Below are 24,922 nucleotides of genomic sequence, written 5' to 3' on the forward strand. Positions count from 1 at the left end.
CAATAAAGAGGTTTATTACGATTTGATTTTTTTACGTGAATCTTCTCATTTATTTGAGCATATCCATTTCTAATTAAGATCTTCCTAAAACTTTCTTATTGAATTATTAATTTTTTATATTTGTATTTTATGAATTTGTACATTGGAAATCTTAGCTATAATGTTAAGGAATCGGATTTGAGAAATGTAATGGAAGAGTATGGAACAGTTGCTTCAGTAAAGTTAATCACAGATCGTGAAACTAGAAGATCAAAAGGCTTTGCGTTTATCGAAATGCCGGATGATGCAGAAGCTAACAACGCTATCAAACAATTGAACGGTGCAGAATATGTAGGTCGTTCAATGGTAGTGAAAGAAGCATTGCCAAAGAACTAATACTGAATAAATAGACAGTAATAGAGAAGGGCGCACTAGGAAACTAGCGCGCCCTTCTTCTGTTAATCCTCATTATTATCTTCTTCATCATCCACCATATTATTGAGTTCCAATTCCAGGTCTACCAGCTCTTGTTTCCATAATTTCAGGATATCCTTCGGTGTATCTTTTGCGGCTTTCTTTATTCTTTCTTGAGCAACAGATACTTCATGCTCTAATTGTCTACGTCTGCTCATATTTTTATTGTTTTGATTATGAAATGATAACAACTCGTGTGTGGAATAGTTCGACAGGCAAAATTAAAAAGTAGTGGGCTGAACTATTCGCAAATAAAGTATGTTTTGTAGTCTGAATCTTTTAAAACATACAATCATGCTTAATTTAATAGCCGTATTCTTAGTCTGTTCAGGTATCGGAATAGCAGTACATATTGCCATAGACCTGACACATCGTCCGCAATCAATGAAAATAATGAATGCAGTTTGGATATTATCTGCATTGTGGGGAAGTTATTTAGCTTTATGGGCGTATAATAAGTTCGGACGGAGCAGTCCGATGAAGATGGAGGATGACGGGATGAAAGGGATGGGCATGTCTGACATGAAAGATATGGATATGCCTGATATGAAGGGGATGGATATGTCAATGGGAGAGATGAGGCGTCCTTATTGGCAATCGGTAGCTTTGTCGGCTCTTCATTGTGGCGCAGGCTGCACATTGGCAGATATCATAGGAGAGTGGTTTACGAATTATGTTCCTGTAACTGTTGCAGGCAGTCAACTTGTAGGGAATTGGGTACTTGATTTTGTATTGGCTTTGATTATTGGCGTTTATTTTCAGTTTTATGCGATTCGGGAAATGGAAAAAATCTCTGTGGGGAACGCGCTGACTCGCGCTTTCAAAGCAGATTTCTTTTCTCTTTTATCCTGGCAGGTAGGAATGTACGGTTGGATGGCAATTGTTTATTTTGTGCTATTCATCAATGAGCCATTGCCCAAAGATACATGGATATTCTGGTTTATGATGCAGTTGGCTATGCTTTTCGGTTTCTTCTGCGCTTATCCGATGAATGCTCTTCTTATAAAATTAGGTATAAAGAAAGGTATGTAAAATAAATGCAGATTCACTTAAAGCGATAAGTATGAAATTACTTATTTTGAGTGAATCTGCATCTGTAATATTACTATTTCTGTTTTTTATTTCTCTTTTGGAGGTTATTTTTTCAATAGTTTGGGTATATCCGAAGGCTCTTGTGCTACCCGGATGCCAGCAGCTTCCAAAGATTCAATTTTCTCTTTTGCCGAACCGGAACTTCCCGAAATAATAGCGCCTGCATGCCCCATTTGTTTTCCCGGAGGAGCTGATTGGCCGGCAATAAATGCAACCACAGGTTTAGTTACATTATTACGGATATATTCAGCTGCTTGTTCTTCCGCATTTCCTCCAATCTCTCCAATCAGAACGATTGCTTCTGTTTCCGGATCATTCTGAAACATTTCCAGCAGTTGGCGAAAGTGAAGCCCTACAACAGGATCGCCCCCGATGCCGATAGCGGTAGATTGTCCCATTCCATTAGCTGTTAAGTGATATACAATCTCGTAAGTAAGTGTTCCGCTGCGGCTGATGACACCTACATTTCCTTCTAAAAAGACTTGTCCTGGTAAGATGCCAACCATGCTTTTTTCCGGAGAGATAAGTCCCGGACAGTTAGGCCCGATCAACATGGCGCCTTTTTGTTCGGCAAACCGATGCGCCTTAATCACGTCCAGTGTGGGAATTCCTTCTGCAATGCAGACTATGATACGGATGCCTGCGTCCGCTGCCTCTATGATAGCATCTGCCGCAAAACGTGCCGGAACGAAAATGATGGAGGTATTAGCCTTTGTCTGCTCGACAGCATCATACATGGTGTTGAATACGGGGATTCCGTCCACATCTGTTCCTCCTTTACCCGGAGAAGTACCCCCGACCACATTGGTTCCATATTCTTTCATCTTCTTGGCATGGAAAAGCCCGTCTCTGCCAGTGATTCCCTGCACAATCAAACGGGTGGATTTATCTATTAGTATGCTCATAATTGCTTTATTTTTTAGTGATTTGGTACGTATTATGCTTTCAGAGCCATAAGAGCAGCCTCTTTCATCGTTGTGGCTATTTGGAAACGGCTGTAATTCCGTAACAGTTCCCGTCCGATATGTTCATTGGTGCCTGTAAGCCGGACGATGACCGGGACATTGCTGTTTATCTGCTCGAATGCCTGAAGAAGTCCCATTGCTACATCATCGCAACGAGTGATCCCACCGAAAATATTAATCAGGACCACTTTTACTTTCTCATCCTGCAATAAGAGTTTCATTGCTTCAATAACCTTGACAGGATTGGAGCTGCCACCGATGTCGAGAAAATTAGCAGGCTGACCGCCATAAAGTTTAATCATGTCCATAGTAGCCATGGCAAGTCCGGCGCCATTTACCATACAACCGATATTGCCGTCCATGTGAACATAACTGAATCCTTTATCTTTGGCATCTGCTTCCACTTTTTCTTCTTCCGTCGGATCAAACAAAGCATGAATCTCCGGATGCCGATAGAGCGCATTGTCATCAAAAACGATCTTTGCGTCAATGGCCATTAACGTACCTTTCTTTGTAAGTGCCAGCGGATTTACTTCCACTAACGACGCGTCATTCTCCACAAAGATTTTATAAAGTTCCTGAAGGATGGCAGCCATTTTACCTGCCTGTTCCATTTGGGGGAAGAGAGTGAAAGCAAAACGCCTTGCCAGATAGTCGGGGAGGCCAATGAACGGATTGATTGAATATCGGATGATTTTCTCCGGTGTCTGACGGGCTACCTCTTCAATATCCATACCACCGGATGCACTCATCATCAGAACGACAGAACGTGTATTCCGGTCGATGGTATAACTGACGTAATATTCTGCAGCAATATCAACCGCTTCGCTGACCAGAACTTGATTGACTGGAAGACCTTTAATGCTCATTCCGAGAATGTTCTTGGCTTCCTGATAAGCATCTTCCGTATTGTTTACCAGTTTCACTCCTCCGGCTTTTCCCCGGCCTCCGGTTAGTACTTGTGCTTTTATAACCACTCTGTCTGTTCCCATCCTCCGGTATGCAGCCAGGACGCCTGCGGCAGTACGGCATAAAGTGTGCCTCTCGACAGGTATTCCGTACTTGGAGAAAATCTCTTTCGCTTGATATTCATGTATTTTCATGGCTCATAAATTTGAGTAAATGATTCCTATAATAAAAACAAAAGAAAGATTCGGAAAGTTTGCCGGAAAAGAAAAGTCTCAGGGTGTTTTACAACATGTTCGTTTGTATTCCATTTATGGTTTTCATATAAAAAAAAGCTCTAAGTTTGCAGTCGCAAGATAAGAGAGTGGAAAATTTATCTTAATAATACCAAGCGTGGCAGATAAATTTGTTCCGAGAACTTATTGAAGCAATGTCAGTCTTAATATCTTTGTTGTATGAAGAAGAAGACTGACAGGCAGGGAGAGGAATCCAGAAAAAAGCAAGTCCTTTGAGACTATCCCGCGTTACGGTCTCTCCCCGCCAAGCTGCAAAACTCCGATAGAATATTAAGGCTACGAGCCTATTTAGAGTTTAGAGTAAAAAACAGCTTTTTATCAGTCTTGAAAAAAAGATATGTAAAGATATGAAGAAACTATTTATCGGCATAGATTTTGCCAAAGAGAAATTCGATGCAGCCATCATCGAGGCTTGTGGACTCAAAGAGTTTGGTAATCGGGAATACGGCACGTTCACAAACGACAAAAAGGGCTATCGACAGTTCTTCAAATGGGTCAAAACGAATGCGGACAAGTCCGTGGAGAACGAGTGGTTATTCTGTGGCGAGGACACCGGATCATGTAGTCTGGGACTGAGCAAATGGCTGTATGGCAAAGGCCTTGACATATGGATTGAGAATGCCTATTCCATCAAGCATAGTAGCGGAATCCAACGTGTCAAGAGTGACAAGACCGACTCATCCATGATCGCAGAGTACGCCTGGAGACATCAAGACAAGGCAGTCCTGTTTGAGCCGCTTAGCGAATCGCTGTCACAACTTCGTGAGGTGTTTCTTTACCGGCATAAATTGGTACAGCAACATATTGCCATGGATGTTAGAAAGCAAGACAAGGAAGCCGCCGAACCCTCGAAGGCTATCAGTTTTATCAAGCGCAAAAGCAAGCATTTAATGTCTGAGATTGATAATGCCATCAAGGAATGCGACCTGATGATAGACCGCATCATAGAAAGTGATGCCGAACTTAAGGAGAACTATGCTATCATCACTTCGATAAAAGGCGTTGCACGTCAAAACGGAGCCTGTTTGCTTATCTTCACCAACAACTTCAGACGTTTTGACCTGGACGCACGCAAAATAGCCTGTTATTATGGTGTTGCCCCGTTTGGAAAAGATTCAGGCACAAGTATCCACTCGCCGGCTAAAACAAGCCATTTCGCCAACAAGCTCATAAAATCCTTGCTGGGACAGGCTGCTCATTGTGCAAAAAAATTCAATCCAGAGATAAGAGAGTATTATAACCGACTGATTGGGCGTGGTAAAAAGCCACAAGTGGCTTTAAACAATGTCAAGAACAAACTCATCAGGATTATTGTGGCTCTTGTGCGAAAGAAGGTCTATTACGACCCAAAAACATACATGTTTTACAATGCTAAATTTACCGATGTTAAGAAAATGTTAAACTCATAAAATGACTTGGATAGAAACATAGAATACGTGTTGGCAACTATTACCAACACGCTCTATATCATTTAAAGATGAAGTCTGTCTTACGGATATTTATGCAATACCGTGAGCATTGACAGTACCGTCAATCTTTTTAATCAATCCTTGAAGTACGGCACCCGGGCCACATTCTGTAAAATCAGTAGCACCGTCAGCAACCATATTCTTTACTGATTGTGTCCAACGTACGGAAGCAGTCAATTGGGCAACCAGGTTCTTTTTGATTTCTGCAGGGTCAGTGTGAGGAAGCGCATCCACATTCTGATATACCGGACATTTAGGAGTATGTATTTCGGTAGCTTTGATAGCAGCTTCCAGTTCTATTTTAGCAGGATCCATCAATGGAGAATGGAAAGCACCACCCACTTTCAGCGGAAGAGCACGTTTGGCTCCGGCAGCTTTCATCAGTTCGCACGCCTTTTCGATACCCGGTACAGAGCCGGAGATAACGATTTGTCCCGGGCAGTTGTAGTTGGCCGGTACGCAAACTTCACCTTCTGCATTTACTGCTGCACAGATTTCTTCTACTTTTTCATCCGGCAATGCGATAATAGCAGCCATGGTGGAAGGAGTAGCTTCGCAAGCTTTCTGCATAGCCATTGCACGTGCATACACAAGTTTCAATCCATCTTCAAAACTCAATGCACCGGCAGCAACCAATGCAGAGAACTCACCAAGTGAGTGGCCGGCAGTCATTTCCGGTTTGAAGTCGTCGCCCATGCAAAGAGCAGAAATAACAGAGTGAAGGAAAACGGCAGGTTGAGTAACCTTTGTCTGACGAAGATCTTCGTCTGTGCCATCGAACATGATATCTGTAATGCGATATCCGAGGATATCATTTGCTTTTTCGAACAATTCTTTTGCTAAAGCTGAGTTTTCATACAGGTCTTTACCCATTCCTACAAATTGAGCGCCTTGACCGGGAAATACAAATGCTTTCATATTTTTATTATTTAATTGATTTTTAATTGCGGGTGCAAAGTTACGTATTTTTATGATACAACCGCACAAAAAGTACACATTTGTGCAACGGTGTCCGGAAAATGCCATAAAGGGCCGTTACCATGACCGATATTCAATTCTTTTCCTGCGATAATGGCTTGAGTGATATATGTTTTCGCATGCTGGATGGATTCTCGCATGGGGTAGCCTTTGGCAAGATAGGTGGCAATAGCGGAAGAGAGGGTGCATCCCGTTCCATGCAGATTATGGCTTTCTATTTTTTTCTCCTCATATATATGGTAGATAAATTCGGACGTATGCAAAAGATCGCACATATTGTCTCCTTCCAGATGTCCGCCTTTTAGTAAGACATTAGTCTGATAATCATCCGTCAGCATTTTGGCAGCGGTCTGCATATCCTGAATGTTGTGAATACTTTTACCTGTAAGTACTTTTGCTTCATCAATATTAGGGGTGATTAGTGTGACAAGCGGTAAAAGTTCTTTTTTGATTTCTTCTATCGCTTCATCTGTCATAAGTTTCTTTCCGCTGGTAGACACCATTACCGGATCGTAAACGACGTATGCAGGCGAATATTTTTGTAGACAGTCGGAAATTACACGAACGATCTGAATGTCATTTATCATTCCTATTTTGATGGCAACCGGTTGCAGGTCGTCCATCACGGCTTCTATTTGCCCACGAACCATATCCGGAGAAATGGACTGTACGGCACGTACCCCCAGTGTGTTTTGTACGGTGATAGCAGTAATGGCCGATGCTGCATAGCCTCCTAAAGCCGAGATTGTTTTTATGTCTGCCTGAATACCTGCGCCTCCCGAACAATCGGAGCCGGCAATGGATAAAATGACTGGATGACGTTCCATTTTAGATTTTTTAATATTTACCCGACAAAGATAGAATAAAAAACGATAAGGTACAAAATGACATATCGTTTAAAATACAATAAGTACCTTTCCGGGTGTCTGTTGGAAAAGATATGAAAAGTACTGATAATAAAGCGTCCATCTAGTTTTTGTACTTTATACAATTACTCACCCGTGGAAATACTAAAATACATATTGTAATTCGTAAGATAACACTAACTATTCATATTGTAGAATGTATGATATGTATTTATATGAAAAACAATGTTTTATAGCATGGTTCTTATTTTTGTTTTGATGGTTTTTAGCCTCTATATTTGCATCGTCTTAAAGAAATAGATATGCAAAATTTACAGAAAAATACACCTTTAGCAAACAATCATATATCAGTGGACTGTGTAGTGATTGGTTTTGACGGAGAACAACTGAAAGTGTTGCTTGTAAAACGTGCAGGTGAGGATAATGGAGAAGTATATCATGATATGAAACTTCCCGGAAGTCTTATCTATATGGATGAAGCCCTGGATGAAGCTGCACAACGAGTTTTGTATGAACTGACAGGACTTAAAAATGTGAATCTGATGCAGTTTAAAGCATTTGGTTCTAAAAACAGAACGAGTAATCCGAAAGATGTACGCTGGTTGGAAAGAGCTATGCAGTCAAAAGTGGAGCGTATTGTTACCATTGCATATTTGTCGATGGTGAAGATAGATCGTACGTTGGATAAGAATCTGGACGATCACCAGGCTTGCTGGGTCGCTTTGAAAGACGTGAAAACACTGGCTTTCGACCATAATCTGATAATAAAGGAGGCAATGACTTATATTCGTCAGTTCGTAGAATTTAATCCTTCCATGTTGTTCGAACTGCTTCCGCGTAAATTTACAGCCGCACAATTAAGGACTCTTTTTGAATTAGTATACGACAAAGCCGTGGACGTGCGTAACTTCCATAAAAAAATAGCAATGATGGAATATGTAGTTCCTTTGGAAGAAAAACAACAAGGAGTGGCTCACCGTGCTGCCCGTTATTATAAATTTGATAAGAAGATATATAATAAGGTAAGAAGGTAGACCCTGTTCAAGTATTAAGTATCAAGTATTAAGTATTAGGCGTTGGATGTTAAAGCATTAATTGTCGGACATTGAGCGTAAATCGTAAATAGTAAATCGTTTAATCGTAAATAAAATTATGTTTCTATTAGGTTATGACATAGGTAGCTCGTCTGTAAAAGCGAGTTTGGTAAATGCGGAGACTGGTAAATGTGTATCCTCGGCATTTTTTCCGAAAACAGAAGCGAATATTATTGCAGTGAATCCCGGATGGGCGGAACAAGATCCTGAAAGTTGGTGGGAAAACTTAAAGTTGTCCACGCAGGCTATTATGACCGAATCCGGAGTTAGTGCCGCTGAAATTAAAGCCATCGGCATCTCTTATCAGATGCACGGATTGGTTTGTGTTGATAAGAATCAGCATGTATTGCGTCCTGCTATCATCTGGTGTGACTCCCGTGCGGTGCCATACGGTCAGAAAGCGTTTGAGACAATCGGGGAGGAGAGATGTCTTTCTCATTTGTTGAACTCACCGGGAAATTTTACCGCTTCCAAGTTGGCGTGGATTAAAGAAAACGAACCTGCCATCTATGAGCAGATTGATAAGATAATGCTGCCGGGCGATTATATTGCCATGAAGTTGAGTGGAGAAATCTGCACAACTGTTTCCGGACTTTCGGAAGGTATGTTCTGGGATTTCAAGAACAACCGGGTGGCTGATTTCTTAATGAATTATTACGGGTTTGATTTTTCTTTGATTGCAGATATTAAACCGACCTTTGCAGAGCAGGGACGTGTAAATGCAATAGCTGCCAAAGAGCTTGGACTGAAAGAAGGGACACCGATTACTTATCGTGCAGGCGACCAGCCTAACAATGCCCTTTCTTTGAATGTGTTTAATCCGGGAGAGATTGCTTCTACGGCAGGAACATCGGGAGTGGTTTATGGCGTGAACGGTGAAGTGAACTATGATCCGCAGTCACGCGTCAATACCTTTGCGCATGTCAATCATACCATAGATCAGACACGTTTGGGAGTATTGCTTTGCATCAACGGAACGGGTATTCTCAATTCATGGGTAAAACGCAACATTGCTCCCGAAGGAATATCTTATAATGAAATGAATGTATTGGCTTCCAAAGCGCCTATCGGCAGTGCGGGAATCAGTATCCTGCCCTTTGGTAACGGTGCCGAACGTATGCTGAATAATAAAGAAATCGGTTGCAGTATCCGTGGACTGGATTTTAATACGCATGGCAAACACCACATTATCCGTGCCGCTCAAGAAGGTATTGTATTCTCTTTTAAATATGGCATTGATATCATGGAGCAAATGGGAATTCCTGTGAAGATGATCCATGCCGGACACGCTAATATGTTTTTGAGTTCTATCTTCCGCGATACTTTGGCAGGAGTCACAGGAGCCACTATCGAGCTTTACGATACGGATGGTTCCGTAGGCGCTGCGAAAGGTGCGGGCATCGGTGCAGGTATCTACAAGGATAACAATGAGGCATTTGCTACGCTTGACAAACTGGATGTGATTGAGCCTAATGTGGCAAAACGCCAGGAATATGCTGACGCGTATGCAAAATGGAAATACCGTCTTGAAAAGTCGATGACCGGTAACATACCGGCTCCGGTTCTGTCTTCAGATAAATAATTAACAATTTAAATAATAACCATTTTAAAAATAAAAGAATTATGGCAACAAAAGAATTTTTCCCGGGAATTGAAAAGATTAAGTTCGAAGGTAAAGATAGTAAGAATCCGATGGCATTCCGTTACTACGATGCTGAAAAGGTTATCAACGGTAAGAAGATGAAAGATTGGTTGAGATTTGCTATGGCATGGTGGCATACTTTGTGTGCTGAAGGTGGCGACCAATTCGGTGGCGGAACAAAACAATTCCCTTGGAATAGTAATGCTGACGCTATACAAGCTGCAAAAGATAAAATGGATGCAGGTTTCGAATTCATGCAGAAAATGGGTATCGAATACTACTGTTTCCACGATGTAGACTTGGTTTCTGAAGGTGCAAGCATCGAAGAATACGAAGCTAACCTGAAAGCAATCGTAGCTTATGCAAAACAGAAACAAGCAGAAACTGGCATCAAACTGTTGTGGGGTACTGCCAACGTATTTGGCCATGCACGTTATATGAACGGTGCTGCTACTAACCCTGATTTTGACGTAGTAGCTCGTGCTGCTGTTCAGATTAAGAATGCAATCGATGCAACGATCGAACTGGGTGGTCAGAACTATGTATTCTGGGGTGGCCGTGAAGGCTATATGTCTCTTCTGAATACAGATCAGAAACGTGAAAAAGAACACTTGGCAAAAATGCTGACCATCGCTCGTGATTATGCTCGTGCCCGTGGTTTCAAAGGTACTTTCCTGATTGAGCCGAAACCGATGGAACCGACAAAACATCAGTATGATGTAGATACAGAAACAGTAATCGGATTCCTGAAAGCTCATGGCTTGGATAAAGATTTCAAAGTGAACATTGAAGTAAACCACGCAACTTTGGCTGGTCACACTTTCGAACACGAATTGGCAGTAGCAGTAGACAACGGCATGTTGGGTTCTATCGACGCTAACCGTGGTGATTATCAGAATGGTTGGGATACAGACCAATTCCCGATTGACAACTACGAACTGACACAAGCTATGATGCAAATTATCCGCAACGGTGGCTTGGGTAACGGTGGAACAAACTTCGACGCTAAAACTCGTCGTAACTCTACTGACCTGGAAGATATCTTCATCGCTCACATCGCAGGTATGGACGCTATGGCTCGTGCATTGGAAAGCGCAGCTGCTCTGCTGAACGAATCTCCCTATAAGAAAATGCTGGCTGACCGTTACGCTTCATTTGATGGCGGTAAAGGTAAGGAGTTTGAAGATGGCAAGTTGACTTTGGAAGATGTAGTTGCTTATGCAAAAGCAAACGGTGAACCGAAGCAGACTAGCGGTAAACAAGAACTTTATGAAGCAATTCTGAATATGTATTGCTAATTAACCCCACCACAGATTACACGGATTGTCACAGATTGATTTTCTTCTCTCTTATTTTGAATTTTATCTGTGTCAATCTGTGAAATCTGTGGTGATATAAATCCAACTACTACAACACTACTTTATCTACTTATAACCATGATTAATACAACGAACGAAGGTAGTAAACTCTACCTATATTCGATAACCTCTGTCGCCATTTTGGGAGGACTGCTTTTCGGATACGATACAGCGGTTATTTCCGGTGCAGAGAAAGGCTTGGAGGCTTTTTTCCTTTCGGCCTCTGATTTTCAATACAATAAAGTAATGCATGGAATCACATCTTCCAGCGCATTGATTGGCTGTGTACTGGGTGGTGCGATCTCCGGTATATTTGCTTCCCGTTTGGGACGTCGTAATTCTCTAAGGCTTGCTGCCGTACTCTTTTTCCTTTCAGCATTAGGTTCCTATTATCCGGAAGTCTTGTTTTTCGAATATGGAAAGCCGAACATGGATTTGCTGATTGCTTTTAATTTGTATCGTGTTTTGGGCGGTATCGGTGTTGGACTGGCTTCTGCAGTCTGTCCGATGTATATTGCTGAAATTGCTCCTTCTAATATTCGTGGAACGCTTGTATCGTGTAACCAGTTTGCTATCATCTTCGGTATGTTGGTAGTATACTTCGTGAATTTCCTGATTATGGGCGACCATCAAAATCCTATTATTTTGAAAGATGCAGCAGGTGTACTGTCTGTTAGTGCTGAATCTGATATGTGGACTGTTTATGAAGGATGGCGTTACATGTTCGGTTCGGAAGCTTTCCCTGCCGCTTTCTTCGGTCTGTTATTGTTCTTTGTTCCCAAGACTCCTCGTTATCTTGTATTGATACAGCAGGATGAAAAGGCTTATTCGATCCTTGAAAAGATCAATGGTAAGACAAAAGCACAGGAAATTCTTAATGATATTAAAGCTACTGCTCATGAAAAGACAGAGAAAATCTTTACTTATGGAGTGGCAGTAATTGTGATCGGTATTTTGCTTTCTGTATTCCAACAGGCTATCGGTATTAATGCGGTACTTTATTATGCTCCTCGTATTTTCGAAAATGCAGGTGCAGAAGGAGGTGGCATGATGCAGACAGTTATTATGGGTATTGTAAACATTGTCTTTACATTGGTTGCAATCTTCACAGTAGACCGCTTCGGACGTAAACCACTATTGATAATCGGTTCTATTGGTATGGCTGTAGGTGCATTTGCGGTAGCAATGTGTGATAGCATGGCAATAAAGGGTGTTCTCCCGGTACTTTCAGTGATTGTGTATGCAGCATTCTTTATGATGTCTTGGGGACCGATTTGCTGGGTATTGATCTCGGAAATATTCCCGAACACGATCCGTGGTAAAGCGGTAGCAATCGCCGTAGCATTCCAATGGATATTCAATTACATTGTATCTTCTACTTTCCCGGCACTGTACGACTTCAGCCCGATGTTTGCATATAGTTTATATGGCATAATCTGTGTGGCTGCTGCCATCTTCGTTTGGCGTTGGGTACCTGAAACGAAAGGCAAGACATTGGAAGATATGAGCAAGCTTTGGAAGAAAAATAAATAAATTAGGTTAGTGTAATTTCATCATGCCATTATGACTTCGGTTTCTTGGCATGGTTCTATTAAGATTATGACATCGTACCAATGGTAGGGTGTCATAATTGTTTTTATTTGAAGCTTTGGGGAACTACCATAAAGTTGAAAAAACATGAAAACATCTGCCACCTGCAACCAAACGCGTGTAATACGCTAGCTGATAAGTAGTTGGAGCGTTGCAGATACTGTTGCAGATAGGTTGCAGATCAAAGTATCTGCCACACAGTATAAACCTTACATAAGCTAATTCTCCAGGAGGGCAAAAGTTTATTGTATACATTAACTTCCCGTTTCCAGGCGGGGAACTGTCGTTTCCGGCATTAGAAATTACAGTTTCCACGGTAGGAAACGAGAGTTTCTAAGGCGGGACACCACAGTTTCTACGTAAGGATACTGTCGTTTCCCCGTAGAGACACCACCATTTTTTCATAGAGTCACCCCAATTATCCCATAGCTTTGCATAAAGGAATCAAGGCTTTTTCTTTGATTATATAACGTGTTGCAGATACTTTATCTGCAACCTATCTGCCGCAGGTATCTGCAACGCTCCAACTATTTATCAACTAGTGCATTACACGCGTTTGGTTGCAGGTGGCAGATGTTTTTATGTTTTTCAACTTTATAGTAGGAAAAAATTTCATTCATTTCTGCACGGTTCTTAATTAAATGGGAATTTAGCGGTTAAATGGGAATTTTGCAGTTAGGCTGAAAGCCTTACAATTATATATTTAGGGATATTCAGTAAATGTTCCTCTTTCTAAAAAATCAAGAGAAAAGCTTTGCTTTACGTGAGCTTTTCTCTTGATTTTTTCGTTCAACTCTCCCAGTCTTCTATCTTTTTTGTAGAATATTGTTTACATATTCTTATTTTTTCCTTCCCACCCATGCATTATGTACATGTCTTTTTTAGGGGAAGTTAAAACCTCTCCTGTTTTTCCTGTTATTTTAGTCAGATTATGCTGCCTTTCTTTTTTTCTTTTCGACCTTTTCTATCATACATACCGCATTGGCTGTATGTATCCCAAAGAAAATCCAAAGTACTTCCGTTTTCCTGTTTCTAGCTTTTATCCTGGCCAGTGAGTAATGTTGTTTCTGCGTTCCAAAACTTCCTTCCAGGCGGGTAGCTCTTTCACGGCTGAGTTCCGACCGTAAGATTCTCCGAAGCGGCTCATCTTTGGCAGCTCTGCCCTTACGCTTAAAGGAAGTACTTATATGATATTTTGTACAAAATTTCCGGTTGGCATTATTGGCATAGATTGAATCCGCCGCAAGCGCCTTAACCCTAACCCCGGTCAGTTGTTGTTGCAGATGAATACAGTCTTTCAAACGTACTCCTTCGTTAAAAGCCTTAAAGGAGATATGTTCTATAAAGGAGATTCCGTCTATCTGTATATTGTTGACTTTGGCTCCGAATTCAACGGATTTGGTTTCCTTGCCTCTGATAATGGGGCGAAGGTAATGCCGGTCGATACTCACGATACGGTTGGACACTTTTTTGCCTGCAAATAAATTCTTCCCTTGCTCAAGGACTGTCTGTATGACCGAGAAACGTCTTTGGTAATCAGAGGATAGTGTAAGCCTGTTCCTGTAGGACGAATGAAGCAGCTCCAGCTGGTCAAGTAACTTTTCCAATAACTGAAGTAACCTTCGTGTAATCATACGAGTCTGTGATTTCTTGCGTTTACGCAGTTTGCTATAAGCAAGATAGGCACGGCGTACATCAAGATACTTGTTACGGGGACGTTGTATGTGCAAGGTCTGGCAATGTTTGCACAGATGACGATGAAGCCATACAATACCTTCCCATAAGAGTTTGGTATCAGTAGGAAAACGCAGATGACTTTCATAACAGGTGGCATCGGTCATACAGACATGAAGGTTCTCAAGATAAGGTGTCCAATGCTCGGCAAGAATGAGCTGGAGGGACTCAACGTCAAGGCGATCCGCTAGTTCCTGACGAATTGCACTAACGATTTTAGGATTGGTTAGTGGATGAAGCGGATCAATCTGAACACCACAAAATAACTGGTAATGAATATTACCGTTTAAATGCTCAATCAGTTGTGCATCGGAAAAGTTGGTATAGGACTTCAAGACCATCAAGGCTATTTTACCTTCGGGAGAAAAATAACTTTTACGCCCAAAAGGAGAGGACTTCAAATGCATTTGTCGGGCCAGTTCCGAGAAAGGGAACAGAGAATGGAGGCGACCTAATTCACTCGTTGCAAAACTTTGACGATATTTTTTAAGCATATCGAACTCAGTAAAACCTAAACAAGGTTCGATTTCTGAGATTTTTTGTATCTTTACCATGTGTTTTTATTTTTAATTACCCCCGTTTTGGCCGTCAAACCGTTTTTTGGGGGGAATGCTTAAAGATACAAAAAAGGCAACTAACTCGCAATGAATTAGTTGCCTTAAATTTTATTATTTTAGGAATATCCCTATTTATTGGGGTGCCCTGAAAGGGCTTAATTATATAGCGTAGGGCAACGCCCTACGAAAAAGACACACCAGCCACAAGCCCTGAAAGGGCGGAACTGTATACAATTATGCCCTTTCAGGGCGCAAATTCAGATTGTCGTTTTTACGTAGGGCGTTGCCCTACGCTATATAATTAAGCCCTTTCAGGGCACTCCGCAAAATTATCATTTAGCTCATTTCTGCACGGAAAAGAATTAAAACCGTCAAAAAACGAACTACTTTTAACGTCAGTTCGATGCAATATCTATCTGTATGACTTAACGGTCAGATACATTCTCCAAAGTTTCGGAAGGTTTGCCGCCCAAGAGCTTTTCCAAGTCACGTAATTGACGTTGATAATCCTGCAACATCTGACTGACAAAACCACGATAGCAAGAAGCTGATATCAGGAAGTTCGACCATTTCGCCCATTCTTCAAAAATCTTTTGACACTCTGTGCGAGGTGAGTTTTGTAAAGTAAAGAAATGCAGGCAAGCCTTTTGCATCTCCGGCATCCCATTTTCCCATGAACGGTCGAGGTTGGTTAACGCTTTAATAAAATGTTTGATTTTGTGGTGTAACGCTCCCAAACGTTGTAATTCCGAACGATCGACTGATACAGTAGGGCATAGTCGTCGTGATTGGGTTAAATAAAACTGTTTTAGGTTTTCTTTTTCTTCCAGATTAGGAAAATTAGCTTCCTGCCGATTGCTTTGAACGGTTTTTACAGGTGCATTGTTTTGTTCTTCATGCATGATACAACGGTTTTAAGATAGGCGGGAATAAAAAAACGGTTCCGCCTTTCCCGTTGACTAACACTCCACAGAAGCTGGGGGCGCATTAACGTTCCCCACGGGGGTACGAAACCGCGTATCTACGGCAGCAACAGGCATAAAAATGCCTGCTACTGGAGTTGAAGCAGGTTCACTGCTTCTGTGGGTATAAAATGTTAGTCGCTGCAAATGTACGATAATTTTCGGAAGTCGCAAATTAAACGGTGCAAGAATCTGTATGAAAATTATGTGATGTTAAAGCACTGTAGCCATTTCTGAAGCATGTATTAAAATTAAGTATAATGCATTTTTAATTTTGCAATGACAATGTATAAAGATAAACACTACCTTTGCACAGTCTTTATATAAAAACACGTATTGTTATGGAACAACATCCGATAAAAATTAATAAAGTGCAGATACGCAATCTGCAAATAGAAGATTATGTACAGTTATCCCAATCGTTTACCCGTGTTTATTCTGACGGTAGCGATGTATTTTGGACTCGTGAGCAGATTCAGAAGTTGATTAAAATCTTTCCGGAGGGTCAGATCGTCACAGTCGTTGACGATAAAATAGTTGGTTGTGCTCTTTCTATTATTGTTGATTATGATAAAGTAAAGAATGACCATACGTATGCACAGGTTACGGGTAAGGAAACATTCAATACACATAATCCCAAAGGAAATATCCTGTATGGCATTGAAGTATTCATCCACCCGGGCTATCGCGGTTTGCGTCTCGCACGTCGTATGTATGAATATCGTAAGGAGCTTTGCGAAACATTGAATCTGAAAGCGATCATGTTTGGCGGACGTATCCCGAATTATCATAAATATGCTGACAAAATGCGTCCGAAAGAATATATAGAACGGGTACGTCAACGCGAGATTTATGATCCGGTACTTACTTTCCAGTTGTCGAATGATTTTCACGTTCGTAAGGTAATGACTAATTATCTGCCAAATGATGAAGAATCAAAACATTATGCTTGTTTGCTGCAGTGGGATAATATCTATTATCAGCCACCTACACAGGAATATATCAGCCCTAAAACTACGGTTCGTGTAGGACTGGTGCAATGGCAGATGCGTAGTTATAAAACGTTGGATGACCTGTTCGAACAAGTAGAATTCTTTGTGGACGCAGTATCTGATTATAAAAGTGATTTTGTTCTTTTCCCGGAATATTTCAATGCTCCTTTGATGTCGAAGTATAACGATAAGGGGGAATCGCAAGCCATTCGCGGATTGGCGAAATATACGGATGAAATTCGGGAACGGTTTATGAATCTGGCTATTAGCTATAATATTAACATTATAACCGGGAGTATGCCATACGTAAAAGAGGACGGATTGCTTTATAATGTAGGTTTCCTTTGCCGACGGGATGGAACCTACGAAATGTATGAAAAATTACACGTCACTCCCGATGAAATAAAAAGCTGGGGACTTAATGGTGGTAAACTTCTGAATACTTTTGACACAGACTGTGCAAAGATTGGAGTCTTGATTTGCTATGATGTCGAGTTTCCCGAACTTTCCCGCCTGATGGCAGATCAGGGGATGCAGATATTATTTGTTCCTTTCCTGACAGATACCCAGAATGCCTATTCCCGTGTTCGTGTTTGTGCGCAGGCACGTGCCATCGAGAATGAATGTTTTGTGGTCATTGCCGGAAGTGTCGGAAATCTTCCCCGTGTGCACAATATGGATATTCAATATGCCCAATCGGGGGTATTTACCCCATGCGACTTTGCTTTTCCAACGGACGGAAAGAGGGCAGAGGCAACTCCTAACACCGAAATGATTTTGGTATCGGATGTTGACCTGGATTTGCTGAACGAACTGCATACTTATGGTAGTGTACGCAATTTGAAAGACCGCAGGAATGACCTGTATGAGGTGAGATACAAGAAATAAAAAGAGTGACGCTATGCTGTCCGGATAGCGTCACTATATGCCTTGGATAGCGTCACTATCCGGGGCATATAGTGACGCCCTTTTGATAGAATACTTTTCTATTTGGAAGACGTGCCACTCTCCAATATACTAACGATAGAAAATAGCGTAAAGCAAATAGCTCCGAGACCTACCAAAACACGTGCCGGAATAAAATAATCAGCATGTGTAGTAGCAAGCTCGAATACAAAAGCCGCCAGGAACAGACAAGCCAATGCCGTTAATACCGGAATCATAGGAATACGGTTGGCCAATTTGAATTCTTGCCTCCATATCTTAGCCAGCAGGATTACTTTGCTGGAAATACTGTAACATACCAACCCCAACCCGAGCATAATATATCCGGTGGTACCGTTTGCACTTCCGGAATCTGCCAAAATCACGAATAATCCCCATACAAAGGAGATAGATCCCATTAATAAAACCAGTTTCGGCCATTTATTCCGTTCTTTTTCTGAATAATCATTACGTATCTGACGTGCTATGGTAGCTACCAGCGCAATCAAACTGGTACAAATACATGCCAGACCGACCATTACATGTCCCACGACAAAATAAGCAGGATGAGAATGACTGTTGCCTAATAATACAAATGCCCATATCCATGCGATCAGCGAAACGATGATGGCAACAATGACCAATGCCCGTCTCTGATTAAGGGAAAAAGCTCCTTCCGGAACCTCATTACTTGTCGCTTTTGAATTTCCCGGAATTAAAGAGAATCGGGTAGAAGAGGTGGCGGCGGTAGCTACACAAGTGGTTATAAATCCAACACCGGTGATAACGTGTCCAGCAACAAATGCAGAGGTGGAAGTGGCATTACTGAAAATGCAGATACCTCCAATAATAGTAATGATGGCTGCCAGATAGCCTATGATCGGCAAAACATATTTGGCCGATTTATTATAAGTATGTATGATTTGCCGGATGATAGTGGCAGCCGTGCAAAACAGTGCAATGCATATCATACCGAGTGAAAACACAACAGGACCAGCCACAACACGACTCCCGTCATCTCCATAACCATAAATAAACGCTCCGTATCCGAAGCAAAAAATAGCCATCGCCAAAGGGATTGCTCTGAATAAAATGCTAATACCGTAATTCATAAGTTAAAGTGCTTTTAGGTTTCCCACTAAAACAAGGAGATACCTGTTTTGTTTAGGCTGTAGGCAGTTTATAATCGTTAACTTCACACGAATCCGATTAAAAGTCCTAGCTTTTTGCTCAACTAAACAAATGTTTTTGTAAATTTGCACCCTTAAAAATGGGGATACCCCTCAAATTGTAAATTGTAAATAGTAAAATCGTAGACAGCTATGGGTAAGAGATTTACTGAATATTCGCAGTTTGACCTTTCGCAGGTGAACAAAGATGTGCTGAAGAAATGGGACGAGAACCAGGTTTTCGCCAAGAGTATGACAGAACGTGATGGCTGTCCTTCGTTCGTGTTTTTCGAAGGACCTCCCTCGGCTAATGGTATGCCGGGTATTCACCATGTAATGGCTCGTACAATTAAGGACATTTTCTGTCGCTACAAAACGATGAAGGGTTATCAGGTGAAGCGTAAAGCCGGATGGGATACGCACGGACTGCCTGTGGAACTAAGTGTAGAAAAGGCATTAGGTATCACAAAAGAAGATATTGGTAAGAAAATCTCTGTTGCCGACTACAATGCGGCTTGTCGGAAAGACGTGATGAAATATACCAAGGAGTGGGAAGACCTGACTCATCGGATGGGATATTGGGTAGATATGAAGCATCCTTATATCACGTATGATAATCGCTATATTGAGACATTATGGTGGCTATTGAAGCAATTGCATAAAAAAGGATTGTTGTATAAAGGATATACGATTCAACCGTATTCACCGGCTGCAGGAACAGGATTGAGCTCACATGAGTTGAATCAACCGGGCTGTTATCGGGACGTAAAAGATACAACGGCCGTTGCCCAATTTAAAATGAAGAATCCTAAACCGGAAATGACGGAATGGGGAACTCCTTATTTTATCGCTTGGACAACTACTCCGTGGACGTTGCCTTCAAATACGGCACTCTGCGTAGGACCCAAAATAGACTATGTGGCTGTACAGTCTTACAACGCTTATACCGGAGAACCTATAACAGTGGTTCTGGCAAAAGCTTTATTGAATGTACACTTCAATGCAAAAGCTGCTGATCTGAAATTGGAGGACTACAAAGCCGGAGATAAACTTGTACCGTTTAAAGTGATTGCCGAATACAAAGGCACGGATCTTGTCGGTATGGAATATGAGCAGTTGATCCCTTGGGTGAAACCGGTTGAGGTATCCGAAGATGGCAACTGGAAGCCTAGTGATAAGGCTTTCCGTGTGATACCGGGTGATTATGTAACGACAGAAGACGGTACAGGTATCGTTCACATTGCACCTACATTTGGTGCGGATGATGCGAATGTGGCACGTGCTGCAGGAATCCCGTCATTGTTCATGATTAATAAGAAAGGCGAAACTCGTCCGATGGTGGATCTGACTGGTAAATTCTATCTGTTGAATGAGCTGGATGAGAATTTCGTAAAGGAATGTGTTGATGTAGATAAATACAAAGAATATCAGGGCGCATGGGTGAAAAATGCTTATGATCCTCAATTTATGGTGGATGGTAAATACGATGAGAAAGCTGCGCAAGCTGCCGAATCTTTGGATATTGTCATTGCCATGATGATGAAAGCAGACAACAAGGCTTTCAAGATAGAAAAGCATGTCCACAATTATCCGCACTGCTGGCGTACAGACAAACCGGTGCTTTATTATCCGTTGGATAGCTGGTTTATCCGTTCTACCGCTTGTAAGGAGCGAATGATGGAATTGAATAAAACCATCAACTGGAAACCGGAATCTACCGGAACCGGCCGTTTCGGCAAGTGGCTGGAAAATCTGAATGACTGGAACCTTAGCCGTTCTCGTTATTGGGGTACTCCATTACCTATTTGGCGTACAGAAGATAATACGGATGAGATATGCATCGAATCTGTAGAAGAACTTTATAATGAAATCGAGAAATCGGTAGCTGCCGGATTTATGAAATCCAATCCATACAAGGATAAAGGTTTCGTGCCGGGTCAATATTCGGAAGAAAATTATGATAAGATTGATCTTCACCGTCCTTATGTAGACGACGTCATATTGGTATCGAAAGATGGCAAACCGATGAAGCGTGAATCAGACTTGATTGATGTATGGTTCGATTCGGGTGCTATGCCATACGCGCAGATCCATTATCCGTTCGAAAATAAAGAACTGTTGGATAACCGTCAGGTATATCCGGCTGACTTTATCGCGGAAGGAGTAGACCAGACTCGTGGTTGGTTCTTTACCTTGCATGCTATCGCTACCATGGTATTTGACAGTGTGTCCTACAAAGCTGTTATCTCTAACGGTTTGGTACTCGATAAGAACGGTAACAAGATGTCTAAGCGTTTGAATAACGCTGTCGATCCGTTTACTACGATTGAAAAGTATGGTTCCGACCCGTTGCGTTGGTACATGATTACCAATTCTTCTCCATGGGATAACTTGAAATTTGACGTTGAAGGAGTGGAAGAGGTTCGCCGTAAATTCTTCGGTACCTTATATAATACATATTCATTCTTTGCGCTTTATGCGAATGTAGACGGATTTGAATATAAAGAAGCGGATGTACCGATGGCAGAACGTCCGGAGATCGACCGTTGGATCTTGTCTGTATTGAATACATTAATAAAGGAGGTAGATACATGCTATAATGAATATGAACCGACAAAGGCAGGACGTTTGATCTCTGATTTTGTGAATGATAATTTGTCCAACTGGTATGTTCGCCTGAATCGTAAACGTTTCTGGGGTGGTGAATTTACACAGGATAAATTGTCTGCTTATCAGACATTGTACACTTGTCTCGAAACAGTTGCCAAACTGATGGCTCCTGTATCTCCGTTCTATGCAGACCGGTTGTATACTGACTTGATTACAGCAACAGGACGCGACAATGTCGTTTCTGTCCATCTTGCCGAATTCCCGAAATATCAGGAAGAAATGATAGACAAGGAACTGGAAGCCCGCATGCAAATGGCACAGGATGTTACATCTATGGTGTTGGCATTGCGCCGCAAGGTGAATATCAAGGTACGCCAACCGCTACAGTGTATCATGGTTCCGGTGGTAGATGAAGAGCAGAAAGCTCATATCGAAGCTGTAAAGAACCTGATTATGAATGAAGTGAACGTAAAAGAAGTCAGATTCGTTGATGGTGCAGCCGGTGTATTGGTAAAAAAAGTGAAATGTGACTTTAAAAAGCTAGGCCCGAAATTTGGCAAGCAAATGAAAGCAGTAGCTGCTGCTGTTGCAGAAATGTCACAGGAAGCCATCGGTGAATTGGAGAAAAACGGAAAGTATACATTAAACCTGGATGGTGCGGAAGCTGTTATTGAAGCATCAGATGTCGAGATCTTTAGTGAAGATATTCCGGGATGGTTGGTTGCCAATGAAGGCAAACTGACAGTAGCGCTTGAAGTGACCATTACCGAAGAACTGCGTCGCGAAGGTATTGCCCGTGAACTGGTGAACCGTATTCAGAATATACGTAAGTCAAGCGGCTTCGAGATTACAGACAAAATAAAAATAACAATCTCGAAAAATACGCAAACAGATGATGCGGTAAATGAATATAATACTTATATTTGTAACCAGGTTTTAGGCACATCTCTTGAACTTGTAGATGAAGTGAAAGACGGAACAATGCTGGAGTTTGACGACTTCTCATTGTTTGTGAACGTGATAAAAGACTAATACTATATTGATTAACCTTTTAAAATTGTAAAGTTATGGCAGAAAAGACTAGATATTCGGATGCGGAACTCGAGGAATTCCGTGCCATTATTATGGAGAAACTGGAATTGGCACAACGTGACTATGAACAGTTGAAGAAAAGTTTGATGGGACTGGACGGTAATGATACCGACGATACATCTCCTACGTATAAAGTATTGGAAGAAGGAGCTAATACGCTCTCCAAGGAAGAAACGACCCGACTGGCACAACGTCAGCTGAAGTTTATCCAAGGATTACAAGCTGCTTTGGTACGTATTGAGAATAAAACGTACGGCATTTGCCGTGAAACCGGAAAGTTGATTCCGGCAGAACGTCTGCGTGCTGTTCCTCATGCTACATTAAGCATTGAAGCAAAGAACAGTGGTAAAAAATAACAGATAGCAAGTAGGCTACAGGTAACGAGCTACAAGTAGCTGCGCAAAGTTTACGCACGGCACTTGTAGCTCGTTATGTTTAACTTATAATAAACACATGAAGAAACTATTCACGAAGGGGAGAATTGCTCTTCTCGTTATCTTTTCCGTATTGATTATTGACCAGATCATCAAGGTCTGGATTAAAACTCACATGTACTGGCACGAAAGTATACGTGTGACCGATTGGTTTTATATCTATTTCACCGAAAACAACGGGATGGCTTTCGGTATGGAAATCTTCGGCAAGTTATTCCTGACAACATTCCGCATTGTTGCGGTAGCATTGATAGGGTGGTATCTCTATAAAATCATAAAGAAAGGGTTCAAAACAGGTTATATCGTCTGTGTGGCTCTTATTCTGACCGGTGCTTTGGGGAACATCATAGATAGCGTGTTCTATGGAGTTATTTTCAATGAAAGCACTCATTCGCAGATTGCCAGTTTCATGCCCGAAGGTGGTGGATATTCTACCTGGTTTTACGGAAAAGTGGTGGATATGTTTTACTTTCCGATTATAGATACAAACTGGCCTACATGGATGCCGTTTGTGGGTGGAGAGCATTTTATATTCTTTAGTCCGATCTTTAATTTTGCAGATGCCGCTATCAGTTGCGGTATCATTGCCTTATTACTCTTTTATAGTAAATATTTGAATGAGTCTTATCATTCGCTGGATAAAGATAAAAAGGAAGCTACGGATCATGAAAAATAAATTTCGGTTTCATCTGTGTCTCATCTGCATGTTCGTTTTTGCGGTAGCCGGGTGTAAAGTGAAAAGACCCAGTGATGTAATCTCGGAATCGAAGATGGAGAATTTGCTGTATGATTATCATGTGGCAAAGTCTATGGGAGATAATTTGCCTTATAGTGAGAACTATAAGAAAGCATTGTATATCGACGCCGTTTTCAAGAAATATGGGACTACACAAGCTGCATTTGACTCATCCATGGTTTGGTATACCCGTAACACAGAGATTTTATCGAAAATTTATGATAAGGTGAAAAAACGCTTGAAAGACGAACAGGAACTTGTTGGCGACTTGATAGCCAAGCGTGATAAGAAACCGAAAATGACTAAGCAGGGTGATAGCATCGATGTCTGGCCGTGGCAGCGTATGGTACGTCTGACCGGTGAAATGATGGATAATCAATATGTATTTACTTTGCCGACCGACTCTAACTACAAAGACCGGGATACACTGGTATGGGAAGTGCGATATCGTTTCCTGGAGCCGATGCTTGCCGACTCTTTAAGAGGTGTCACTATGGCTATGCAGGTGATTTATGAAAAAGATACGATCAATCATTGGAAAACGGTGACTGAACCGGGTGTGCAACAAATTCGTTTGTTTGCAGACACATTAGGTTCGATGAAAGAAATAAAAGGGTTCATTTATTATCCGATAGATAGTCAGGAAAAAGGAGGAGCAGTATTGGCCGACCGCTTCATGATGACTCGTTATCATTGTACGGATACGCTCGCATTTGCTGTACGCGATTCTTTGAATAAGATAGAAGCATTGAAAGCGGATTCTTTGAAGAAGATAGCTACTAAAGAAAATGCCGACTCTTTACATAAGGTCATAGACAAGAATAAAGATGACATTCAGCGTCTGACACCGGAAGAGATGAACCGTCGTCGTACGGGAATTCATCGTGAGAAGAAGCCGGAGCAGATTCAGGTGGAACAGCATATCCAAAAGGAACGGATAGAGCAAAGAAAGGAACGCCAGATGAATCAACGCAGGCAACAACAAAGACGTTCAAACAACTGA

The 24,922-nt window shown here is 41.6% G+C and carries 20 protein-coding genes; 12 read left to right on the forward strand and 8 right to left on the reverse strand.

Annotation, left to right across the window (positions count from 1 at the left end; genetic code table 11):
• Positions 1-129: 129 nt before the first annotated feature.
• A complete protein-coding gene (locus HMPREF9009_RS16370; RefSeq protein WP_008022467.1) occupies positions 130-375 on the forward strand; it encodes an RNA recognition motif domain-containing protein in 246 nt (81 codons plus the stop codon).
• 62 nt (positions 376-437) lie between these two features.
• Here HMPREF9009_RS16370 and HMPREF9009_RS26010 read toward each other — a convergent pair whose 3' ends face one another.
• Positions 438-611, reverse strand: a complete 174-nt coding sequence (locus HMPREF9009_RS26010; RefSeq protein ID WP_165450474.1) for a hypothetical protein — start codon at positions 609-611, stop codon at positions 438-440.
• 136 nt (positions 612-747) lie between these two features.
• On the opposite strand from HMPREF9009_RS26010, the gene HMPREF9009_RS16375 reads away from it, so the two are divergent.
• Positions 748-1,485: a DUF4396 domain-containing protein gene (locus HMPREF9009_RS16375; protein ID WP_049703356.1), complete on the forward strand. Its 738-nt coding sequence runs from the start codon at positions 748-750 to the stop codon at positions 1,483-1,485.
• Between the two features lie 104 nt (positions 1,486-1,589).
• Here the strand turns inward: HMPREF9009_RS16375 and sucD are convergent, their stop codons facing one another.
• Together sucD and sucC are read right to left on the reverse strand one after the other, a co-directional pair.
• Positions 1,590-2,450 (reverse strand): succinate--CoA ligase subunit alpha, encoded by an 861-nt coding sequence (gene sucD, locus HMPREF9009_RS16380; RefSeq protein ID WP_049702736.1) that lies wholly within the window; start codon positions 2,448-2,450, stop codon positions 1,590-1,592.
• 32 nt (positions 2,451-2,482) lie between these two features.
• Complete coding sequence (gene sucC, locus HMPREF9009_RS16385) at positions 2,483-3,613, reverse strand: ADP-forming succinate--CoA ligase subunit beta (RefSeq protein WP_022200160.1); 1,131 nt, start codon at positions 3,611-3,613, stop codon at positions 2,483-2,485.
• A gap of 446 nt (positions 3,614-4,059) precedes the next feature.
• Between sucC and HMPREF9009_RS16390 the strand changes: the two genes are divergently transcribed.
• A complete protein-coding gene (locus tag HMPREF9009_RS16390; protein ID WP_049701432.1) occupies positions 4,060-5,121 on the forward strand; it encodes an IS110 family transposase in 1,062 nt (353 codons plus the stop codon).
• Between the two features lie 90 nt (positions 5,122-5,211).
• Here HMPREF9009_RS16390 and fabD read toward each other — a convergent pair whose 3' ends face one another.
• Both fabD and thiD read right to left on the reverse strand, forming a co-directional pair.
• Positions 5,212-6,099, reverse strand: coding sequence for an ACP S-malonyltransferase (gene fabD / locus HMPREF9009_RS16395; protein ID WP_004316407.1), 888 nt, complete (start codon positions 6,097-6,099; stop codon positions 5,212-5,214).
• A 50-nt stretch (positions 6,100-6,149) separates the two neighbouring features.
• Complete coding sequence (thiD, locus tag HMPREF9009_RS16400) at positions 6,150-6,986, reverse strand: bifunctional hydroxymethylpyrimidine kinase/phosphomethylpyrimidine kinase (protein WP_049702737.1); 837 nt, start codon at positions 6,984-6,986, stop codon at positions 6,150-6,152.
• A gap of 341 nt (positions 6,987-7,327) precedes the next feature.
• On the opposite strand from thiD, the gene HMPREF9009_RS16405 reads away from it, so the two are divergent.
• From HMPREF9009_RS16405 to xylE, 4 genes are all read left to right on the forward strand, one after another.
• The gene (locus HMPREF9009_RS16405) at positions 7,328-8,059 is read left to right on the forward strand and encodes an NUDIX hydrolase (protein WP_004295874.1); all 732 of its coding nucleotides are present in this window, start codon (positions 7,328-7,330) and stop codon (positions 8,057-8,059) included.
• Between the two features lie 118 nt (positions 8,060-8,177).
• Entirely contained in the window at positions 8,178-9,701 is a 1,524-nt protein-coding gene (locus HMPREF9009_RS16410) for a xylulokinase (RefSeq protein ID WP_008776996.1), read from the forward strand.
• A gap of 41 nt (positions 9,702-9,742) precedes the next feature.
• Positions 9,743-11,059, forward strand: coding sequence for a xylose isomerase (gene xylA / locus HMPREF9009_RS16415; RefSeq protein WP_004295876.1), 1,317 nt, complete (start codon positions 9,743-9,745; stop codon positions 11,057-11,059).
• Positions 11,060-11,197: 138 nt separating this feature from the next.
• Positions 11,198-12,652 (forward strand): D-xylose transporter XylE, encoded by a 1,455-nt coding sequence (gene xylE / locus HMPREF9009_RS16420; protein ID WP_004316410.1) that lies wholly within the window; start codon positions 11,198-11,200, stop codon positions 12,650-12,652.
• 986 nt (positions 12,653-13,638) lie between these two features.
• Here xylE and HMPREF9009_RS16425 read toward each other — a convergent pair.
• Both HMPREF9009_RS16425 and HMPREF9009_RS16430 read right to left on the reverse strand, forming a co-directional pair.
• Positions 13,639-14,997 carry a transposase gene (locus tag HMPREF9009_RS16425; RefSeq protein WP_049702738.1) on the reverse strand — a complete coding sequence of 453 codons (1,359 nt, stop codon included), beginning with the start codon at positions 14,995-14,997 and terminating at the stop codon, positions 13,639-13,641.
• Between the two features lie 428 nt (positions 14,998-15,425).
• Entirely contained in the window at positions 15,426-15,902 is a 477-nt protein-coding gene (locus HMPREF9009_RS16430) for a hypothetical protein (RefSeq protein WP_049702739.1), read from the reverse strand.
• A 401-nt stretch (positions 15,903-16,303) separates the two neighbouring features.
• Here HMPREF9009_RS16430 and HMPREF9009_RS16435 point away from each other — a divergent pair, with 401 nt between their 5' ends.
• Positions 16,304-17,842 (forward strand): carbon-nitrogen hydrolase family protein, encoded by a 1,539-nt coding sequence (locus tag HMPREF9009_RS16435; RefSeq protein ID WP_004295880.1) that lies wholly within the window; start codon positions 16,304-16,306, stop codon positions 17,840-17,842.
• Positions 17,843-17,940: 98 nt separating this feature from the next.
• Here the strand turns inward: HMPREF9009_RS16435 and HMPREF9009_RS16440 are convergent, their stop codons facing one another.
• Positions 17,941-18,990 carry a DUF2776 domain-containing protein gene (locus HMPREF9009_RS16440; protein WP_049702740.1) on the reverse strand — a complete coding sequence of 350 codons (1,050 nt, stop codon included), beginning with the start codon at positions 18,988-18,990 and terminating at the stop codon, positions 17,941-17,943.
• A gap of 210 nt (positions 18,991-19,200) precedes the next feature.
• Between HMPREF9009_RS16440 and ileS the strand changes: the two genes are divergently transcribed.
• The 4 genes from ileS to HMPREF9009_RS16460 all read left to right on the forward strand — a co-directional run bounded on the left by ileS (position 19,201) and on the right by HMPREF9009_RS16460 (position 24,922).
• Positions 19,201-22,689 carry an isoleucine--tRNA ligase gene (gene ileS, locus HMPREF9009_RS16445; protein WP_004311814.1) on the forward strand — a complete coding sequence of 1,163 codons (3,489 nt, stop codon included), beginning with the start codon at positions 19,201-19,203 and terminating at the stop codon, positions 22,687-22,689.
• Positions 22,690-22,724: 35 nt separating this feature from the next.
• Positions 22,725-23,105 (forward strand): TraR/DksA family transcriptional regulator, encoded by a 381-nt coding sequence (locus tag HMPREF9009_RS16450; RefSeq protein WP_004295883.1) that lies wholly within the window; start codon positions 22,725-22,727, stop codon positions 23,103-23,105.
• 97 nt (positions 23,106-23,202) lie between these two features.
• Entirely contained in the window at positions 23,203-23,859 is a 657-nt protein-coding gene (locus HMPREF9009_RS16455) for a lipoprotein signal peptidase (protein WP_004295884.1), read from the forward strand.
• Complete coding sequence (locus HMPREF9009_RS16460) at positions 23,849-24,922, forward strand: DUF4296 domain-containing protein (protein ID WP_049702741.1); 1,074 nt, start codon at positions 23,849-23,851, stop codon at positions 24,920-24,922. Before HMPREF9009_RS16455 ends, HMPREF9009_RS16460 begins: the two co-directional genes overlap by 11 nt.

The organism is Bacteroides sp. 3_1_13, from assembly GCF_001185845.1.
GTDB lineage: Bacteria > Bacteroidota > Bacteroidia > Bacteroidales > Bacteroidaceae > Bacteroides > Bacteroides xylanisolvens.

What these genes read in the sequence shown, in the direction of transcription:
- HMPREF9009_RS16370 (WP_008022467.1), top strand. Translation starts at nt 130, where the DNA reads ATGAATTTGTACATTGGAAATCTTAGCTATAATGTTAAGGAATCGGAT.
- HMPREF9009_RS26010 (WP_165450474.1), bottom strand. Translation starts at nt 611, where the DNA reads ATGAGCAGACGTAGACAATTAGAGCATGAAGTATCTGTTGCTCAAGAA.
- HMPREF9009_RS16375 (WP_049703356.1), top strand. Translation starts at nt 748, where the DNA reads ATGCTTAATTTAATAGCCGTATTCTTAGTCTGTTCAGGTATCGGAATA.
- sucD (WP_049702736.1), bottom strand. Translation starts at nt 2,450, where the DNA reads ATGAGCATACTAATAGATAAATCCACCCGTTTGATTGTGCAGGGAATC.
- sucC (WP_022200160.1), bottom strand. Translation starts at nt 3,613, where the DNA reads ATGAAAATACATGAATATCAAGCGAAAGAGATTTTCTCCAAGTACGGA.
- HMPREF9009_RS16390 (WP_049701432.1), top strand. Translation starts at nt 4,060, where the DNA reads ATGAAGAAACTATTTATCGGCATAGATTTTGCCAAAGAGAAATTCGAT.
- fabD (WP_004316407.1), bottom strand. Translation starts at nt 6,099, where the DNA reads ATGAAAGCATTTGTATTTCCCGGTCAAGGCGCTCAATTTGTAGGAATG.
- thiD (WP_049702737.1), bottom strand. Translation starts at nt 6,986, where the DNA reads ATGGAACGTCATCCAGTCATTTTATCCATTGCCGGCTCCGATTGTTCG.
- HMPREF9009_RS16405 (WP_004295874.1), top strand. Translation starts at nt 7,328, where the DNA reads ATGCAAAATTTACAGAAAAATACACCTTTAGCAAACAATCATATATCA.
- HMPREF9009_RS16410 (WP_008776996.1), top strand. Translation starts at nt 8,178, where the DNA reads ATGTTTCTATTAGGTTATGACATAGGTAGCTCGTCTGTAAAAGCGAGT.
- xylA (WP_004295876.1), top strand. Translation starts at nt 9,743, where the DNA reads ATGGCAACAAAAGAATTTTTCCCGGGAATTGAAAAGATTAAGTTCGAA.
- xylE (WP_004316410.1), top strand. Translation starts at nt 11,198, where the DNA reads ATGATTAATACAACGAACGAAGGTAGTAAACTCTACCTATATTCGATA.
- HMPREF9009_RS16425 (WP_049702738.1), bottom strand. Translation starts at nt 14,997, where the DNA reads ATGGTAAAGATACAAAAAATCTCAGAAATCGAACCTTGTTTAGGTTTT.
- HMPREF9009_RS16430 (WP_049702739.1), bottom strand. Translation starts at nt 15,902, where the DNA reads ATGCATGAAGAACAAAACAATGCACCTGTAAAAACCGTTCAAAGCAAT.
- HMPREF9009_RS16435 (WP_004295880.1), top strand. Translation starts at nt 16,304, where the DNA reads ATGGAACAACATCCGATAAAAATTAATAAAGTGCAGATACGCAATCTG.
- HMPREF9009_RS16440 (WP_049702740.1), bottom strand. Translation starts at nt 18,990, where the DNA reads ATGAATTACGGTATTAGCATTTTATTCAGAGCAATCCCTTTGGCGATG.
- ileS (WP_004311814.1), top strand. Translation starts at nt 19,201, where the DNA reads ATGGGTAAGAGATTTACTGAATATTCGCAGTTTGACCTTTCGCAGGTG.
- HMPREF9009_RS16450 (WP_004295883.1), top strand. Translation starts at nt 22,725, where the DNA reads ATGGCAGAAAAGACTAGATATTCGGATGCGGAACTCGAGGAATTCCGT.
- HMPREF9009_RS16455 (WP_004295884.1), top strand. Translation starts at nt 23,203, where the DNA reads ATGAAGAAACTATTCACGAAGGGGAGAATTGCTCTTCTCGTTATCTTT.
- HMPREF9009_RS16460 (WP_049702741.1), top strand. Translation starts at nt 23,849, where the DNA reads ATGAAAAATAAATTTCGGTTTCATCTGTGTCTCATCTGCATGTTCGTT.